General features: G+C 54.3%; 7 protein-coding genes, 1 pseudogene and 1 riboswitch. Of the genes and pseudogenes, 1 reads left to right on the top strand and 7 read right to left on the bottom strand.

All coding sequences use genetic code 11. The features are described from left to right. Positions 1-304: 304 nt before the first annotated feature. Positions 305-6,763, bottom strand: a complete 6,459-nt coding sequence (locus tag FCN15_RS12830; protein WP_138495389.1) for a MucBP domain-containing protein — start codon at positions 6,761-6,763, stop codon at positions 305-307. A 69-nt stretch (positions 6,764-6,832) separates the two neighbouring features. After that, positions 6,833-6,920, bottom strand: a riboswitch (cyclic di-GMP riboswitch). Positions 6,921-7,100: 180 nt separating this feature from the next. Then, positions 7,101-8,423 carry an MFS transporter gene (locus FCN15_RS12825; RefSeq protein ID WP_338044376.1) on the bottom strand — a complete coding sequence of 441 codons (1,323 nt, stop codon included), beginning with the start codon at positions 8,421-8,423 and terminating at the stop codon, positions 7,101-7,103. A gap of 127 nt (positions 8,424-8,550) precedes the next feature. Between FCN15_RS12825 and FCN15_RS12820 the strand changes: the two genes are divergently transcribed. Next, the gene (locus FCN15_RS12820) at positions 8,551-9,435 is read left to right on the top strand and encodes a LysR family transcriptional regulator (protein WP_138495387.1); all 885 of its coding nucleotides are present in this window, start codon (positions 8,551-8,553) and stop codon (positions 9,433-9,435) included. Positions 9,436-9,634: 199 nt separating this feature from the next. Here FCN15_RS12820 and thrS read toward each other — a convergent pair. The 5 genes and pseudogenes from thrS to FCN15_RS12795 all read right to left on the bottom strand — a co-directional run. Beyond that, a pseudogene (gene thrS / locus FCN15_RS12815) lies at positions 9,635-11,380 on the bottom strand (threonine--tRNA ligase); the annotation flags it as partial. Between the two features lie 730 nt (positions 11,381-12,110). Further along, positions 12,111-14,900: a glycoside hydrolase family 3 C-terminal domain-containing protein gene (locus FCN15_RS12810; protein ID WP_138495385.1), complete on the bottom strand. Its 2,790-nt coding sequence runs from the start codon at positions 14,898-14,900 to the stop codon at positions 12,111-12,113. 348 nt (positions 14,901-15,248) lie between these two features. Continuing rightward, positions 15,249-16,301, bottom strand: coding sequence for an SPFH domain-containing protein (locus FCN15_RS12805; protein ID WP_138495384.1), 1,053 nt, complete (start codon positions 16,299-16,301; stop codon positions 15,249-15,251). Between the two features lie 97 nt (positions 16,302-16,398). After that, positions 16,399-17,223, bottom strand: a complete 825-nt coding sequence (locus tag FCN15_RS12800) for a TPM domain-containing protein (protein ID WP_238996666.1) — start codon at positions 17,221-17,223, stop codon at positions 16,399-16,401. Then, positions 17,220-18,254: a TFIIB-type zinc ribbon-containing protein gene (locus FCN15_RS12795; RefSeq protein WP_138495383.1), complete on the bottom strand. Its 1,035-nt coding sequence runs from the start codon at positions 18,252-18,254 to the stop codon at positions 17,220-17,222. The genes FCN15_RS12800 and FCN15_RS12795 overlap by 4 nt, the downstream gene beginning before the upstream one ends. Positions 18,255-18,260 lie beyond the last annotated feature (6 nt).

Raw genomic sequence — 18,260 nt, 5'->3', positions numbered from 1 at the left:
CAAGAAGTAGAAAGTACAGCAAGAGGCAGAAAGTTTAGCAGTTAGTAGAAAGTTTAGCAGTAAGCAGTAAGCAGTAAAAGCAGCAGTAAGTTTAGAAGAAAGCCAAAAAGTAAGCTTTAAGTCTAGCAGTAATCCTAGCAATCTATTAGAAAGTTAAGCAAGAAGACATAAGTAACAAACCCGAATATCATAACCAGCAAGCCCCCCCCTAGCAAGCAGATTCATACAAGCAATCAAACAAAAGAAAGGCTCCTCTTCCAAATGAAGAGGAGCCTTTCTTGTTCTTGCCGTCATGACCTGCTGCTTAAGGATAAATATGATCCGGTTTAACCTCTGTCCAGGTCTCTGTTTCACCGTCATCATTGCGGTCATAGTCATGGTTGTTAGTCGCTTCGATTACGTCCAGATAGTACCATTTGTCGGAGGTATTGTCCGGCCACATTTTAGCGTCTGCACTGATGCCTTCTTCAGTGACTTTGCGATCCAGTACACTGTTGATGAAGGCCATAGCTTCTGCACGTGTAATGTACTGGTCTGGTCTGAAGGTTCCGTCCGGATAACCTTTAATCCAGCCTTTATTTGCTGCTGAAACGATGTATTTCTCAGCCCAATGGCCTTGGACGTCGGAGAACATTGTATTCTCTTGTCCATCGAGCTCATCGAATCTGGAAGCAATAGCGGCGAATTCAGCACGGGTGATAGCTTGTCCCGGCTTGAAGGTTCCATCCTGGTAACCTGTAATGATACCTGCATTCTGCATGGTCGCAATCGCCTGATTGGACCAGCGTGTATCACTTACATCAGAGAAGGAGCTGTCCTCCACCATGTAATCGCTGCGTGTTGCGTCGTCCATCAGTCTGTAGAAGATCTCAGCGACTTCTTCCCTGCTGATGTTGTTCAGCGGTTTGATCGTGCCGTCCGGATAACCAAATACATAGTTATAATGGTTGTCCTTATCGAGCACTGGCGCTGGCGGCAGGGCTGTCACCGGCGGTGCAGGCGGCAGCGCGGATACATCAGAGCTGGAATCCGAGCTGGACGTTGTTGGAGTGGTCACAACAGACGTGCTGTTTTTCTTATAGTAGAAAATGTATTCCTGGCCGTCTCCATCCGTAAACGTATAGTCATAGGAGGAGTTGACCGCTGTATAACCGGATACTGCCGGAGCTGTCAGGGTAATAGTATCGCCGGCTTTGCCCGTCTCCACCGTTGGCGAAGACAATGCCGTCTCTGTTCCCTGTTTCAGATAGCGGACAGTCACCTGCTGATCTTCAGCTGCAGGCGGGTCTTCAGGATCAGTCGGATCCGACTGCTCTTTGTTGTAGTAAATCTCCAGTTCCTGGTCTGGATCACCCGTGAAGGTGTAGGAATAAAGCGATTGTTCAGGATTGTAGACCGCATCGGCTACCGTAATTGGATCCGGCTTGATCTCGATGGTGTCATTTTCCTTGCCTTGACGTGTATCGCTTCCAAGCTCATCCCCTGTCTCCCGATCCAGGTAGGTAATGAAGAGCTGGTACACATCCTCCGAGCTGTCCGGCTCGTAGTAGAACGTATACTGCTGTTCTTCGCCGTCCGTGATAGTGTAGTCAAAGTTGAACACGGTTGGCGTGTACACTGCATCAGCTACGGTCAGCGGTTCGGCTGTCAAATGAAGCACGTCGCCTACGTTACCGCTCTGAACGGAAGGCTCCATAAGCGGAATTTCGCTCTCGCTTGCAGGATCCGTGTACACATAATTAACAGTTACATCGCGCTGCTCCGGCTGCGGCTCAGGCTCAGGCTCGGTTTGATCCTGCGTATAATAGAACACATAAACCTGGGAAGTCTCTGCGGTCAATTGATAGCTCGCCGTATATTCAACCGGTGTATAACCTGAAACCTCAGCTGCGGTAAGCTCAACCGTCTCTCCGGTTTGGCCGGATACTGTTGATTCATCAGCTACAGGAACATTGGTGCTGCGATTCAGGTACTTAACCGTAACGGTTTGTTCCTTAGTCGTGTAGTAGAACACATACTCCTGCTCAGCATCGGTAGTGATCGTATAACTTGCTTCTGCATCTTCCGGTGTAAATCCGGCTACTTCAGCTGCAGTCAGCTTAATAGTTTCACCTGTTTTGCCGGTTGCTACAAATTCTGAAGCCAGGACGGTGCCCGTTCCGCGCTGCAGATATTTTACCGTTACATTGTGATCAGCAGCTGTGTAGTAGAAGGTGTACGCCTGGCTGCTTTCAGCGGTAAAGGTGTAGCTGTGAGTTGGCTCTTCAGGTGTATATCCGGCCAGGGCAGGGGCCTCGAGATCAACCTTCTCACCGATGACTCCGCTGAATGACGCCGGCTCAGAGAGCTCCTTGCCGGTTGCCCGTTCGATATACGTGACGCTTACCGTTTGCTCGTCAGCCGTGTAATAGAACACATGCTCTTGGGCGGCTTCAGCAGTGAATACATAATTGTATGCTGCCTGCTCAGGCGTGTAGCCTTCGAGCCCCAGCGCTTCGAGCATCACTTCTCTGTCGGTAGCTCCATCCACCTGCTTCTCTTCAGCCAGCGGCTGTCCCGTAGTTTTGTCCAAATATTTTACTGTTACAGACTGCTTATTGGCCGAGTACTCAAACACATACTCCTGCGTGTTGTCAGCTGTGAAAATATAGCTGTGAACCGCTTCATCCGCGGTGTAACCTGCCACATTGACGGCTTCCAAAACGGCCTCCTGGCCTACAGAGCCCTGAATGGTTCCAGATTCGGAAATCTCGGTTCCCGTTTCCTTGTCCACATACTTAACGTTCAGGCTCAGCACTACAGGAGAGTAGTAGAAGATATAGACCTGTTCCCCGGCAGCAGTAAATGTATACGCCGCTTCCGCTTCTTCAGGCGTGTAGCCCGGCACTTCCTCAGCAGTCAGCTGCACATTCTGATGAATGATCCCTTCAGCTGTTGTGCTAGGCAGGAGGACCTTCTCCGTACCCTTTTCCAGATATTTAACGGTTACGGTCTGCTTGTCAGCTGTGTAGAAGAACACATAATCCTGAGAAGCTTCCGCACTGAATTTATAAGTGTGGCTGGCTTCCGCAGCGGAATATCCGGCCACGGCTGCCGCTTCAAGGGTTACTTCCTTGCCTGTCACACCTTCAATGACGGCTGGCTGTTCCAGAACCTGCATGGTGTCCTTCTCCAGATACTTCACGGTAACCTTCTGCGGATTGGCCGTGTAGAAGAAGGTAAACTCCTGATCCGCTCCAGCTGTAAAAGTATACGTATGCGTGCTTTCGGCAGGCGTATAGCCGGCAACCTCAGCTGCCTTCAATTCCAGAGTCTGGCCGATAATCCCGGTTCCCGCTGCAGAAGCATCAAGCTCCTGGCCGGTGCCCTGGTCTACATATTTAACCGTTACCGTCTGCGTATCGGCCGTATAGTAGAATGCATATACCTGCGGTCCGCCGCCTTCAATCTTATAAAGGAATGAAGCTTCCTTGGCGGTGTAACCAGGAACCTGAGCCGCAGTCAGCTCGATGGTGTCGCCGGTTTTGCCGGCCTCAGCCGAAGCTTTGGCAAGCTCCTTGTCTGTGCCCTGCTCCAGGTATTTTACCGTTACCGTTTGGGCATTGGCGGTGTAGTAGAACACGTATTCACTTGGGCCGCCAGGCACAAATTCAAACGTTCCGTCTGCTTTGACCGGAGTGTAGCCCGGAAGATCAGCGGCCTTCAAATCGGCCGTTTGGCCTGTTTTCCCAGTAAGCTCGGTCGGTGTGAACAATTCTTTGTTTGTGTCCTGATCCACATATTTGACCGTTACCTTCTGGTCATTCGGCGTGTAGTAGAACACATAGACGTTCGGGCCTTCAGCTGTCACTTTGAGCGTACCCGTGGTCTCAACCGGCGTATATCCGGCGAGAGGAGCAGCTGTTACGTCAACGTTTTGTCCCGTTTTGGCCGTTAAGGTTGTAGGAGAGAACAACAATTTGTCCGTGCCCTGCTCCAGATACTTGACGGTTACCGTCTGGTCGTTTGGCGTGTAGTAGAACACGTATTCATTTGGTGCGCTGGCTGCGATTGTGTAAGTGTCGCTCGCCATTTCCGGTGTGTAGCCAGGCACTGTGGCAGCTTGCACTTCAACAGCCCGGCCTGTTTTGCCGTCAACCGTTACGGAAGGCGCCAGCTCTTCCTTGGTATCTTTGTCTACGAATTTTACAGTGACCGATTGGCCGTTTGCCGTGTAGTAGAATACATACTCGTTGGAGCCATTTGCGGCGATCTCGTAAGTATCCTGACTCTTGGTTGGCGTGTAGCCAGCGATGGCTTCAGGGGTTAACGTGACTGTTTCGCCCGTTTTGCCTTTCACAGCTGCCGCAGCAATCAGTTCTTCTTTCGTCTCATCATCTACGTACTTGACCGTTACCGTTTGTTCGTTCGGCGTGTAGTAGAACACATACTCCTGTGCGCTTCCCGTTGTGAAAGAGTAGCTGTGTGTCTCTTCCAGAGGCGTGTAGCCCGCAATCGGAGCTGCAGTCAGGTCAGTTGCCTTGCCGGTTGCGCCCTCTACCGTCTTGGCTTCGGCAAGCACTTTATTCGTGCCTTGTTCCAAATATTTTACCGTTACAGTCTGTTTATTCGCGGTGTAGTAGAACACGTACTCCTGCTTTCCGTCAGCTGTGTACGTATAGTCATGCTTGGTTTCTACTGCTGTATAGCCCGGTACAAGAACTGCAGTCAGCGCCGCAGAGCTGCCGGTTGTTCCTTCCACCGTTTTGGAGTCGGCAAGCTCCTTGTCTGTGCCCTGCTCCAGGAATTTTACCGTTACCGTTTGGGCATTGGCGGTGTAGTAGAACACGTATTCCTGAATGCCGCCTGCGGTCAGTGTGTACTTATGGGACGCTTCCTCTGCTGTGTAGCCAGCTACTTCCGCGGCTTTCAGCGTCAGCTCCTCATTCGTAACACCGTCAATCGTCTGGGCTGCTGCAAGCGATTTGTCTGTGCCGCGTTCCAGATATTTTACAGTCACATGCTGCGCAGTCGGCTCATAGCTGAACGTAACGGTTACGTCCTTGCCTGGCATTACGCCGGTTACATGGCCGCCGTCTGCAGTCGTCAAGCCGCTGTCCGAGCTAAGCTTAACTTCTTTAAGCTGGTAGCCGTCAAACGCTTTGGCCGTCAAATCAACGGCTTCGCCCTGAATCTTCTGCAGTTCCTGGGCTTGCTCCAGCACGGTGTCTCCCGCTTTGTATTCAACCTTCAGGCTGTTAGGCGCGTTCGTGTACCCAAACCAGACGATCGGCGATGGGTCACTCGTTGTCAAAGATACTGTAGTCGGACTTACGCCTGTCTTGAGCTGGTAGCCGTCAAGCGCCTTGGCTGTTACCGAGTAGGACTGGTTCACATCCAGGGACTCTTGTCCATTCTGCGAAAAATTATCGCTGTACAGCTGCTCCGCCAGATCAGGGCGGTCCACCACAACGCCGTCCGCGTTAACCGGCTTGCCGTCTGCGTTGACGTGATAGCCCTTCACCTTAATGGAACCTTTGCCAAAGCTTACCGTCGGCACTTCAAAATTCTTGGAGGTGCTAGTGCCGTTGACATCCGTATAGCTGATCGTGGTTGTTCCGTTTGTCGGATACAGCTTGTTTGGATCCGGGTTCTTGGAATCGTCCATCTGCACCGTATAAGTCATGGTAGCAGGGGCGCCCTCCATCACGGAGCCAATGTCCCAGGTAATCGTTTCTTTGGCACTGTTCCATGTGATCGTTCCCTGAGAAACTGTAACGTCACTAATTTTATTGAACATATCTCCCATAGGGTCAACGACCTTGGCGTTCTGTGCCGCATAGGAAATTTTCCCGGACAGATCGGTAAAGACCTTGCTCAAATCAGAGCTGCTGGAAGAATAATATCCTTTATTCTGTACATTGCTCAGTACATACTGGGCATTGGCGTCGCTGCCTACTTCAAGGCCGATTGAGTAAATGCCGTAGCCCTTGTTCTGAATGAGCTTGGCTTCGGATAAGGTAGCAATCCCGTTATCCTTTACCGTATACGTTTTTTTCCCTACTTTGATGTTGTAGCTCGTAATCCCAAAATTTGCGGCTGAACCCACTACAGAAGAGTAATTAAAGCTCGACAGAATAAACGTATGTGAATAGTTATTGGTTGGCCAAGCATAATCCGCTGCGCTTGCCGCTTTATAGCTGCGGGTCGGAGCCCCGTCACTCAGGAGCACAATGACTTTATTATCGGCTTGGCTGTTGTCCAGCAGAGTGCTGGCCGCATGAAGACCGTCCTGAATATTGGTATATTGAATATTGTTCTTGTAGTCGCCCGCGCTGATGTTGTCGACGGAGGTCAGCAACGCGCTCTTTTGATCGTATCCTTTAAAAGTGGACAGCTGGGTCGACTTCGTGCCGAAGCTTACCAGGGCAATCCGGGTCGTAGAGTCCTTGAACAGCAGGTTGTCCACGAACTTCTTCGCCGCTGCTTTGGCGCTGGTCATTCTTCCGTTGTCACTCATACTGGAGGACTGGTCCACGAGCAGAACCACATCGGAAGTCGATTTGATATTCTTCCCTTCAACCGTCAGGGTCACATTCCACTTGCCTTGTGCATCCTTTACCGGCTCAGAAGCCTTGGTCAGGTTGATAGCTCCAGCATTCGGCCAGATCAGCTCGCCTGATGCCGCCGCCGCAGTATTTACGAAGAGATTGCCCGGAATCATCCCCGTAACAGCCAAGATTATGCATACCCACGACATCACTAGCTTGAAATACTTGTTCATACACGCCTCCTCATGATTATTTGTCTCACTTCCCGAAACGCAAAAAAGCCCAGCCGCATTAACGATGTTAATTGCAGCCGGACGATCATGAGTCGATAGACTTGTAGATTCCGAGGCTTTGCGAGCTAACCTTTCGGTTAGTGTGCCAAATATAGAATTATATAATCGCCAATGCTTGAGCTTACTGTTCTGTGCCTTGTTCGGGGCTGGACAGTCCTGCTAACAAGTTTACATGATTTTACAGAGTTTTATAAGATTCAATATATACCAGCAAAAAATAGATTGTCAATCTATTAAAAATTAAATTTTTCCAGTCTGCTAGCCCGATCCCGCCTTATCAGGCTGCTCTGGCTTCCTGCTTGCCAACCGCTCTTTTGGCTTCATGGCGGTGGTGGAGGATGTAATAAACCGCCACAGACAAAATCGGGATCACCCCGGCTACCAGGTACATCATGCGGTAGTCGCTGTAAGAAGCGATCATACCCATAAAGTAGGAGCCAAGGCCGTACCCCAAATCAAACAGCAGGAAAAAGGTTCCGTTCGCACTCCCCCTCCGGTGCGCGGGAGACAGCTTGATGGCAAGCGCCTGGAAGCACGGCAGCAGCGCGCCATAACCGATACCCATGATCACCCCGTCAATCAGCACCATCGCAGACGAATGTGCCTGGCTCAGCATCACCATGCCAACCGCGAACAGCAGAATGCCCGGGTAATACAAATAATGCTCTTTATACTGATCAAAAATTTTACCGATGACCGGACGGAACGCCACGATCATGACCGCAAACACCACAAAGAAATAGCTGGTTACCTGGGTCTGATGAATTTCCGAGGTGAAAGACGACATAAAGCCCGACAAGGAGCTGTACGAAAAAGCCAAAATGAAGCCGACCAGCGAAATCGGCACCGCTTTGGGCTCAATGAAATCGCTGAAGCTGAGGCGCTTTCTGCGGCCTGCCGCAGGCGCGGTCAAGGCGGACGGCGCAGCTGCCAGCGCGGCCGGACCGGCGCTTGCCGCATCCCCGGCTGTGCTGCCGGCCGGGAGGACTGCATGCTCCTCGGCCTCGGCCAGAGGGGCGCTCCCCCGCTGGCGCGGCAGTTTGATCAGCAGCGTGAACAGCAGCGACAGCGCCGCAATGGCCGAAACGGCCAGCAGCAGGACGTTGATATTTTTATCCTTCCACAGATAGAGCCCCATCGCAGGCCCGATAACCATCGCAATGCTCATGAACATGCTGAAATAGCCCATGCCCTCGCCCTGGCGCGAGTCCGGAATCATGGCGGATGCCGCCGTGCTCGTCGCGGTCGAGGCAACCGCGTAGCTCATGCCGTGCACAAAGCGCACCACCAGAAACAGGAGGATGCCTTTAGCTCCGAAGTAGCAGATACAGGCCGCCAGGAAGACGGTCATGCCGATGACGGCCATCTTCTTTTTCCCGAACCGGTCCACCCACTGCCCCGAGAAAAATCTCAGCAGAACCCCGCCGATCACATAAATTGTAATCGCGAGTCCCATCTGCTGCTCGTTGCCGTGCAGGTTGTCTTTCACATATAAAGGAAACGCGGTCGCCAAAATATAAAAAGTCAGAAACATAAAAAAGCTGCTCAAGCAAACGACAAGAAAACTTTTCGTCCAAATCCTTTCTTTATTCAATTGCATTCTCTCTCCAATCCTGATCCAGGTATTCTGTATATGTGGTATCATTATAAATTTGAATATTAATAAAAAATAATACTTCTTTTATAATCAAATCATCACATTAAAGTTATGAATGGAGAGTTTCCAGATGGAATTTCTGCAGTTAAAATATTTTCAGACCGTTGCCCGCCTCGAGCATATCACGCAGGCCGCCAAGGTGCTGAATGTGTCCCAGCCTTCTCTCAGCAACTCCATTCAGCGTCTGGAGCAGCGCCTCGGCATGCCGCTCTTTGAGCGCCAGGGCCGGCAGATCAAGCTGAACGCCTTTGGCAGAACGTATCTCCGCCGGGTAGAGCAGGCCTTTCTGGAGCTGGAAGAAGGAGAGCGGGAGCTCAGCGATATGGCCGGGCTCGAGCATGGCGTTGTCAGCATCGCCGTGACGCTGCCTTACGTGCTGCCGACGCTGCTCAAGCAGTTTCTGACGCTGCACCCGAATGTACGGATCATCCAGCGTCAGCTCGGCTCGGCAGCGGAAATCCGCAGCGAGCTGGAGAATGCCGAGATCGACTTCTGCATCTCCTCGACGCCGGTGACCGGGCCGGATCTGGAATGGATGACGCTGGCGGAGGAGGACCTGTGCCTGACCGTACCGAAGGACCACCGCTTTGCCTCCCGGCAATCCATTGCCCTGCGGGAAGCGGCGGACGAGCCTTTTATCTCCCTGCCCGCCCGCTCCAACTTCAGGGAAATCACGGACGGCTTCTGCAGGGAAGCCGGCTTTGAGCCTCATGTCGCCTTCGAGCTGGAGGAGGTCAGCGCCATCCAAACGCTCGTGGAGATGGGGCTGGGCATCACCTTTACGCTCCCGCTCTCTCTCGGCAACAGGGCCCTGAATCCCGGCATCGTCCAGCTGCAAATCACCGAGCCCCGGTGTCAGCGCACCTTCGGTATCGCCTGGAACCGGAAGCATTATTTATCCCAGGCGGCGCTGCATTTCCGGGAGTTTGCGATCCGGTTCTTCAGCGGAGGCTGAGGGGGAAGATAGGATAGGAGCAGGCAAGCCGGCAATGCGGCATTACCAGGCGGTACTACCAAGCGGCATTACCATGCCAGCATCACCATGCCCGCATTACCAGACTGCCTTAGCTTGCCGCATGACCACGACTCCCTTACTGCGGCTGCCTTACCCCCGCCGGCCTTGCCTGCACCCGCACTCCGACTCCGCCGTTCCGCTAGTGGCGCGCCCGGATCTTCTCCTTGAGAGCAAGAATGAACGCCTCCGGCTCATACGCTTCCTGCTGCTGCGCGCCAAATGCCCGCACCTGGATACTGCCGGACTGCTGCTCGGCGTCCCCGATTACAATGGTGTACGGCACCTTCTGCATCTGGGCCTCCCGGATACGGTATCCCAGCTTCTCGCTGCGGGCGTCCACCTCAGCGCGGATCCCCGCTTCCTGCAGCTTCCGGCGGACATCCTCAGCGTAGCCGGCGTGCGCCTCCTCCGATACCGGCACAATCACAGCCTGGACAGGCGCCAGCCATGCCGGGAAAGCCCCGCCGTAATGCTCGATCAGGATGCCCAGGAAGCGGTCAATTGAGCCGTACACTGCACGGTGAATGACGATCGGCGTCTGCTTCTCGTTCCGCTCATCGTAGTAAGACAGGCCGAACTTCTCCGGCATCTGAAAATCCAGCTGAATCGTTCCGCACTGATGGCTTCGGTTCAAGGCATCCTTAATGTGAAAATCAATCTTCGGCCCGTAGAAAGCCCCGTCCCCCGGGTTCAGGCTGTAGGGCAGGCCGGATGCTTCAAGCACATTCGCCAGCGCCCGTTCCGCAAGCGCCCACTGCTCATCGCTGCCCATTGAGTCGTCAGGCCGTGTAGACAGCTCCAGGCTGTATTCAAATCCAAAAATGCCGTACAGCTCCTGCACCATCTGCAGCGTATGCCGGATCTCCCGCTCCACCTGGTCCGGTGTGACAAACAGATGGGCATCGTCCTGGCAGAAGGTTCTTACCCGGAACAGGCCGTTCAGCGCGCCGCTGTATTCATAGCGGTGAACCTGCCCGAACTCCGCGAACCGGACGGGGAGCTCCTTGTAGGAGCGGCGTTTATTTTTATAAAGCAGCATGTGGCCCGGGCAGTTCATCGGCTTAACCGCATACTGATGCTGATCGATCTCCGAGAAATACATATTGTCCCGGTAATGCTCCCAGTGCCCGGACTGCTCCCACATCTGCCGGTTCATAATGAAGGGCGTGCGGACCTCCTCATAGCCGTATTTTTGCAAAAATTCCCGGGACAAGCTCTCCAGCTCATTGCGCATGACTGTCCCTTTCGGAAGGTAAAAAGGCATCCCCGGCGCTTCGTCTGCGAACATGAACAGCTCCAGCTGTTTGCCGAGCTTCCGGTGGTCACGCTTCTGGGCTTCCTCCTGCGCGGCCAGAAACTGCCTCAGCTCCTTGCTGCTAGCAAACGCAGCCCCATAGATCCGCTGGAGCATCGGCTTGCTGCTGTCCCCCTCCCAATATGCCCCCGATACATTCAGCAGCTTAAAAGCCGGCCGTTTGAAGACCAGGTCCTCCGGCAAGTCTTCCGGCAGCGGGCCGAAGTGGCAGACGTCGATAAACCCGGCCTGCTCCCAGACCTGAACCGGTTCGGAGGCCGGCTGCGATTGCAGCCATTCCACCTTCCACTTCTCCCCTCTCTCGTCAAAGAGGCGGAGGGCTTCCGCCAGCGAGAGGCTTTTGAGCTCATAAGGGGCTTCTGCTTCCTTATTCGCCCCCTTATTCGCGGCCTTATTCGCTGCCTCTCCCTCAGCCGCCAAACGCTCCATTTCCTTCGCGATCGCCTCGAGGTCGTCCTCCGACAAGCCTCCCGGCACGTCGAAATCGTAATAAAACCCCTGCTCCGTCAAAGCAGGAATTCCTAACTTGGCTCCTTCAAACAGCTGTTGAACTGCTCTTGCCAGCAGCAGGGCCGCGGCATTCCGGCTTGAATCCTGAATAATTTTACTCATCGCACAACACTCCTTCAGTTTGATTTGTGAACAAAAAAAAGAGCACGCTGTCCGCAAGGGACGAGCATGCTCGTGGTTCCACCCAAATTCAATCCGCCTGCCAAACAGGCAAATCCTCTGCCTTCTATAACGGGAATTCCCGGCGCTTCTTACTCTCACAGCCAGATCACGAGTTCTCAAACCCGAGCCTATCCGTAATTTCACAAACGCAGCTGCAAGGCGGTAAATCCATACGACTGCCGAAGGGGCTCTCAGCCGGTGACCCCTCTTTCTGTCCGGTGTCCTGCATGAACTCATGTCCTTGATCTTAGCTTTTTACTATAAAAAAATAAAAAAGAGCACGCTGTCCGCAAGGGACGAGCATGCTCGTGGTTCCACCCAAATTCAATCCGCCTGCCAAACAGGCGAATCCTCAGCTTCTGTAACGGGAAGTCCCGGCGCTCCTTACTCTCACGGCCAGATCACGAGTCTTCAAACCCCGAACTATCCGTAATTTCACAAACGCAGCTACAAGGCGGTAAATTCATACGACTGCCGAAGGGGCTCTCAGCCGGTGACCCCTCTTTCTGTCCGGTATCCTGCATGAACTCATGTCCTTGATTCCAGCCTTTGTCATTCAGCTTGATATGGAAGCTATGATAAAGAATGGAATTGCAAAAGTCAAATGGATTTTGAAGCTCCTTTGTCCTTAAACCCGCTTGAACCGGATCGACTGAATCTTCAATCCAGGTTTGGTCACTTCCAGCTTCAGTTCATACAGCCCGGCTTCAAGCTCCACCTTCACCAGCTTCTGGTTGATCCAGTTCGCATTGGTGCCGTTCGTCTGGATCGTGGTCACCAGCTGGCCGTTCAGCAGCAGATTGCAGGCGCTTTGGGCCTGGTCGGATTCCGCGGACATCAGGCTGGCATACAGCTGATACTCGCCCGCCTGCTCAACCTTCACGACGGCTGCTCCGGATTCCGAGGCTTCGGCCTTCGTATCCACGCCCACCGTTTGAGCCTGTTCCGCCGCCAGCTCTGCATTTGCGTTAATGGTCTGCGCTTTCTCTTCGCTCATCTGATCTCTTCTTGCGAAGACCGGCGCATGCATCAGGAACCGGCAGATGTTCATCGCCGAGCGCTGGAGCTCCGCGCGGGTCAGCGTGCCATTTTCCAGGGATTCCATGGTGTTGTCATCCCAGACGTTGGCTTCCGCTCCGTGGTTCGCCACAACCATGTACAGATCGTTCTGCGCACGCACCATGAAGTTCGTGTTCTTGCGGTCCGCCGGGCCGCCGTTCGCCGTATCGTTCATCAGCGCCCACCAGTCGGTCATGACGATGCCGGTATAGCCCCACTCGCCGCGCAGGATCGTCGTGTTCAGGTCATAGTTGGAAGCCGCCCAGTGGCCGTTCACCGGATTGTAGGAAGTCATGATGGAGTTCGCGCCGCCTTCCTTCACGGCGATTTCAAAGCCCTTCAGATAAATCTCGCGCACCGCCCGCTCAGAGACAACGGCATCCACTTTGGTGCGGTATTTCTCCTGGTTGTTGCAGGCAAAATGCTTCAGCGTAGCGTTAGAGCCGCCCTTCATAATGCCTTTGACACAGGCTGCGGCGAAGACGCCGGAGATCAGCGGGTCCTCGGAAAAATACTCAAAGTTCCGCCCGTTCAGCGGGCTGCGGCGGATGTTAAGGCCAGGTCCCAGCAGCGTGTCGATCTCGTTGCGCAGCAGCTCCTTGCCCTCGAGTACATACAGCTCCTCCACCAGCGCTGTATCCCAGGTTGCGGCGAGCAGCGTTCCGATGGATACCTGGGTCGCCTTCTCCCCGCTGTCCATACGGATGCCGGACGGGCCGTCAGCCGTACAGCCTACCGGAATGCCGTAGCCCTGCAGCGCTTCGCTGACGCCGCCGAACGCCGATGCGGTTCCCGAAGTCACCAGCGGGCTGCTCATGCCTTCGCCGCGGACGATTGTAGCCAGCTCCTGATCGCTGAGCTGGGCGATGAAGGTCTCCATGCTGGCCTTGCCTTCCAGCACATCCTCCAGCTTGTGGCCCTTGTCGCCGGTCTGCTCCAAGTAAGGCGGCAGATTATGCTCAATCCGCTCCGCCAGGGAGTACTGCAGCTTCGGAACCTGAACAAATTCCAGCTCGTAAGTGCCGTCCGCTCTGCGGGCACCCGGCTTCATTCTTGTAAAATCCTCCGTAGGCGCCAAGGCCTGCTGAAGCTGCTCCACCACCTGAAGCGATTCCACCGCATAGCCTTCTTTGCCATCGACGTTAAGCGGGGACAGCTGCTTCACACTGGTTCCGGCATAAATCCGGTAAGTGCCTTCCTCCAGCACATAAGCGTAAGCATGTCCGGCTGCTCCGGAGTCATCGTAGGAAGCCATAGCTGAAACCGGGAAGCTGATCGTAAGCTGCTGCGATTCGCCCGGCTGAAGCAGCTTCGTTTTGCCGAAGGCCGCGAGCGCTCTCGCCGGCTTGCCGAGCTTGCCCTGCGGCGCTTCATAGTACAGCTGCACGACTTCTTTGCCTGCGTAAGTATCGCCGGTATTGGCCACCGTTACAGCAGCCTCGATATAGGATTTGCCCTCTCTGCTGACCAGCTTGGCTTCTTGAGATTTCACTTCAAACGTTGTATAGGACAAACCAAAGCCGAATTCATACTGCACGCTATCCGGGGCAAAGGTTTCAAAATAACGGTACCCCACATAAATATCTTCCTGGTAAAGGTTCTTGAACTCATTGCCATAGTTGCGGGTCGACGGGTAGTCGTCCAGCGAATAGGCAACCGTATCCGTCAGCTTGCCGCTTGGCGTTACGTCCCCGGCCAGTACATCGGCAATCGCGTTGCCGCCTTCCATGCCGCCGTGCCAGGAGTAGATCACGCAAGGAATCGGGTTCACATGGCTGCTGTCGTTCATCCAGCTCATGTCGATAATGTTGGACACATTAAGTACGACAATGGTCTGCTCAAAATGAGCCGTCACCTGCTTCAGCATCGCCAGCTCATCCTCCGTCAGCAGATAGCTGCCCGGCTCGCCAGCATTGTCCTGATCCTCACCGGCAGTGCGTCCGATAACGATTACCGCTTTGTCGGAGCGTTTTCTCGCTTCAGCCACCAGCTCATCGCTCAGCGGCATCTCCTTCTGATGCCAAGGCTCGGCGGCCCAGCCGCCCCCGCCGTTATCAAACGGATTCTGCTCAATCCATTTCTCATAAACCGCTGCAAGCTCCTCGTCGACGGTCAGATTCTTCTTGCTGCGCAGTCCGTCCAGCAGATTTGTCGTATACTCGACGTTCACGCTGCCGCCTGAGCCTGTGCCGCTGCGGTAATAATTCACCTGCGTCCGGCCAAAAATGGATACGCTTTCGCCGCCGCGCAGCGGAAGGACCTGCCCTTCATTTTTCAATAAAACAGCGCCTTCTGCCGCTGCCTTTCTGCTGAATGCTGCAAAACCCTCGAGTGGTACTCCGATTAACTGTTTGCTCAACCTGTTCCCCTCCAAAAAAATAAATAGGCACTGACTTAACGCAATTGCCTTCTGAATAACTGCCTTCTCCTGAATAATCGCCTTTTTCTAAATAACTGCCTTTGCGCCGAAAAAGCTCAGTAAATGAAATCGATTTTATTTTTGATGAAATCGATTTACTTTTTCTCCGGAATAGGCCCCGGAGCAGCTTATGATACCAGCATAATCTGTTCCGGGCGATCCTACAAGTCCCTTTTCGTGCCACTTCGCGGGCTTAAGGCGGCCTGCCCCTGCCAGGCCCGGGCTCCGGCCCAGAATACAGCCTAGGCAGCCGCTTCTGGGCCGGATGATGACCCTATCAATCCCGCTCTAAACCAGCTTCTGGCCGCAGTTCGGGCAGAAATTGGCTCCTTCGGTCTTCGCGCCGCAGTTCGGGCAGAAGTTCGGCCGCTTGGCGCCTCCGGCTGCTGCCGAGGAAGCTCCCTGCTGAGAGGCCGGCTGGCCTTGGCCCGCAGCTGGAGCCGGATTCTGGCCCGGTCCGCCTTGTCCAGGGCCCTGGTTCTGCCCGCCCCCCTGCCCGGCGTTCATGTTCTTCATCATTTCATTCGCCATGTTCATGCCCATCATCATGCCGGCCATGTCCGCGGCCGTACCGCCGCCCTTGACCTTGCCGGAGGCGATGCCGTCGGTCATGCTGACCTGCTGGTATTTCTGCAGGTCGCCGATCATGCCGTAGGAGGCATTTTTCGTGATCATGTCCTGAATTTCCTGCGGATAATTAAAGCTCATCACCTGGAAGCCCGTAATGGTCAGCCCGTCGCCCATGATCTGCATATCCAGATCCTCCCGGATGCCGGAGGCAATCGCGTCGGCGTTGGCCTGCAGGTTGAACATATCCTTGCCTTCCCTGCCGATCCACTTCATCAGCAGCTGGCTAAGCAGCGCGGTGATTCGCACCTTCACGTCCTCGACCAGATAGGTGTCCTTGATGCCCGCAATCTTGTCGATCAGCGTCACGTAATCGTTCACCTTGAAGTTAAACGTGCCGTTGGCCCGGATCGGCATGCCGCCCGGCAGCTGCGGCGTCGGAATCAGAATCGGGCTCTGCGTGCCCCATCTCACCGTAAATTCCTTGGTGTTAACGAACAGCACTTCCACCCGCATGCCGCTGTTGAAGCCGAACTTGAAGCCCTTCAGCGTGGACAGGAACGGAATGATGTCGGAGTCGATGTTATAGACGCCTTCATTTTCAAAAATACCTTCAACCTTCCCGTTGTTAATAAACACCGCGTCCTGGCCGGAGCGGATGATCAGCTTGCTGCCTTTCTTGATCTCCCGGTTGCTCCACTTCCAGAAGATCATGTCATCCCGGAACTCTTCCCATTCCACCACGTTGGAGAACTGATTCTTGAAAAAGCTCATTTCATCGCCATCCTTCCCTGAATTCCTGATTCCTGCCTTCTAAAAAGTGCCTCCCTAAAAGTGCCTCCCTAAAAAGTGCCTCCCTAAAAGTGCCTCCCTAAAAAGATCCGCGGCTCCCGCTGTGCGAATGCCCGCCGCCGGTCACGCCGCCTCCACCGCCCGGCCGGCCTCCGCCGCCGCCGTTGCTGCGCACAATTTTCTGCCGGGTCGTCGTGGTGTGCAGATAGCGGTCTTCGTGGCTCACGACGCCCGAGGCCGCCGCGTCTTCATAGGTCATCCGGTTAACGGTCACCTGGCCGCCGGAACGGTAGGCCATCACACCGACGGCAATTACGCCGATTACCGCTGAGACGCCGATCTGAAACCAGCCGTTGAACAAAAGATTATCCGGGTTCACGCCCGGCCGGAAGCCCATGTATCTGGAAGCCGTTTTGATATACGTCTCAAATGCCTGCTCATAATCGCCGCTGGACAGGTCCGGCGTAATTTTGTCCCTGATCTTATCCAGCCTGCTGTCGTCCAGATACTCCTCGCCTTTAGAGAAGCCGGCCAGATACACATCCCGGTTTCTCATGTCCAGTGTCAGCAGAACGGCGTTGCCGTGAGATTTATCGTAGCCAGGGCCGTTGTCATCGTAAAAATTCTCCGTCAGATCAACCACATCCAGATGATCCGGATTATCGGTCGTATAAACAATAAAGTCTGTCTCCCTCTTCGCGCTGTAACGGGCCGCCACTGCATTCAGCTGATCAATCTGCTCCTGGGTCAGCAGCTGCGCTTCGTCGTAGATCCGGTTCTTGCTGCCGGAATCATCCGCAGCCTCCGAATGGACCGGGGCAAGCAGAGGAACGAGAAGAAGGAGGAGCATGGCCAAAGCGCCCAGCATTTTCGGGATATTGAGCATGTATTTCATAGATCTCATAGGAAGCCCCCTCCCATCGCGAGCGAAACGAGCTTCAGCACCAGCAGCGACGCGCAGGTAATTCCGCCGAACCAGGCGGCTACTTTTGCTTTGCTGATCGGCGGTTTGCCGACCACCTTGCCTGTCTGCCCGTTCATGGCAAAGGTGTGCTCCTGCTTGTCGTAGTCATAGTAGACCATCCAGACCGGGAGCAGCACATAGTCCGACTGCCGGCGCGTGGTGTCGATCTGCTTATTTGTGTAATTGACGGTCGTATAGCCGGCAACCGAGGAGGAGATGGCCGACTCGATATAACCGCGGATCTTTTCCTTGGCGCGCGGAAGCAGCTCGTTGTCGTCGCGGCTGTATTTTTCGGCAATATAACCGGCCAGATAAGGCGTCTTGAAATCCTTCAGCTCCGCGTATGGAAAAGGCTCCAGTTTATCCATCAGCTCATCGTTCATCTTCGTGGAGGCGTCAACCGGCACCCTCTTGTAGTTGAGGCGGAGCTGGCGGTAGATCTCAAAATGCTGCGTCTCCGTATACAGGTAATCGCCTCTCGTGTAGGTTCTCACACGGGTCGCATGCCCCTGAACCTCAACGTTGTTGTGCAGCTCATACAGCCAAAACGGCACGTAGATGCCGGTAATTTCCTTGATCCGGTCGGCGGTCATGAAGCCGCTCGGCGTGAGCAGACCGTTCCTGCACCATTTCTTGAATGCCTGCTTCGCTTCTTCCTTGCTGATCGAAAAAGGAATGACCATCGCCGGCGCCAGCTCACCGGCCAGACGGTCGCCCAGCACGACGGCCGAGCCGCAGAAGCTGCACGTCGTCGCGCTCGTATCCGCGTCGGTCATAATAACCGCCCCGCAGCTGGTGCAGCGGTATTCCTGCGCATGATCCTCTTCGGTGAACATGCTCTTCGTCAAAGGGTCCTGCAGCTGCTCGATATTGTCCTGTCTGCCGCAGCTCGGGCAGGTCAGCGTTCCGGTCCTGCTGTCAAAGACCATGCTGCTGCCGCAGTTCGGGCATTTGTATTCAATAACCGGCATGTTCTC

This window comes from Paenibacillus pinistramenti (assembly GCF_005869875.1).
GTDB classification, from domain to species: domain Bacteria; phylum Bacillota; class Bacilli; order Paenibacillales; family Paenibacillaceae; genus Fontibacillus; species Fontibacillus pinistramenti.
Note: the sequence above shows the minus strand (reverse complement) of the source record. Positions and strands in the feature narration are given on the sequence as shown.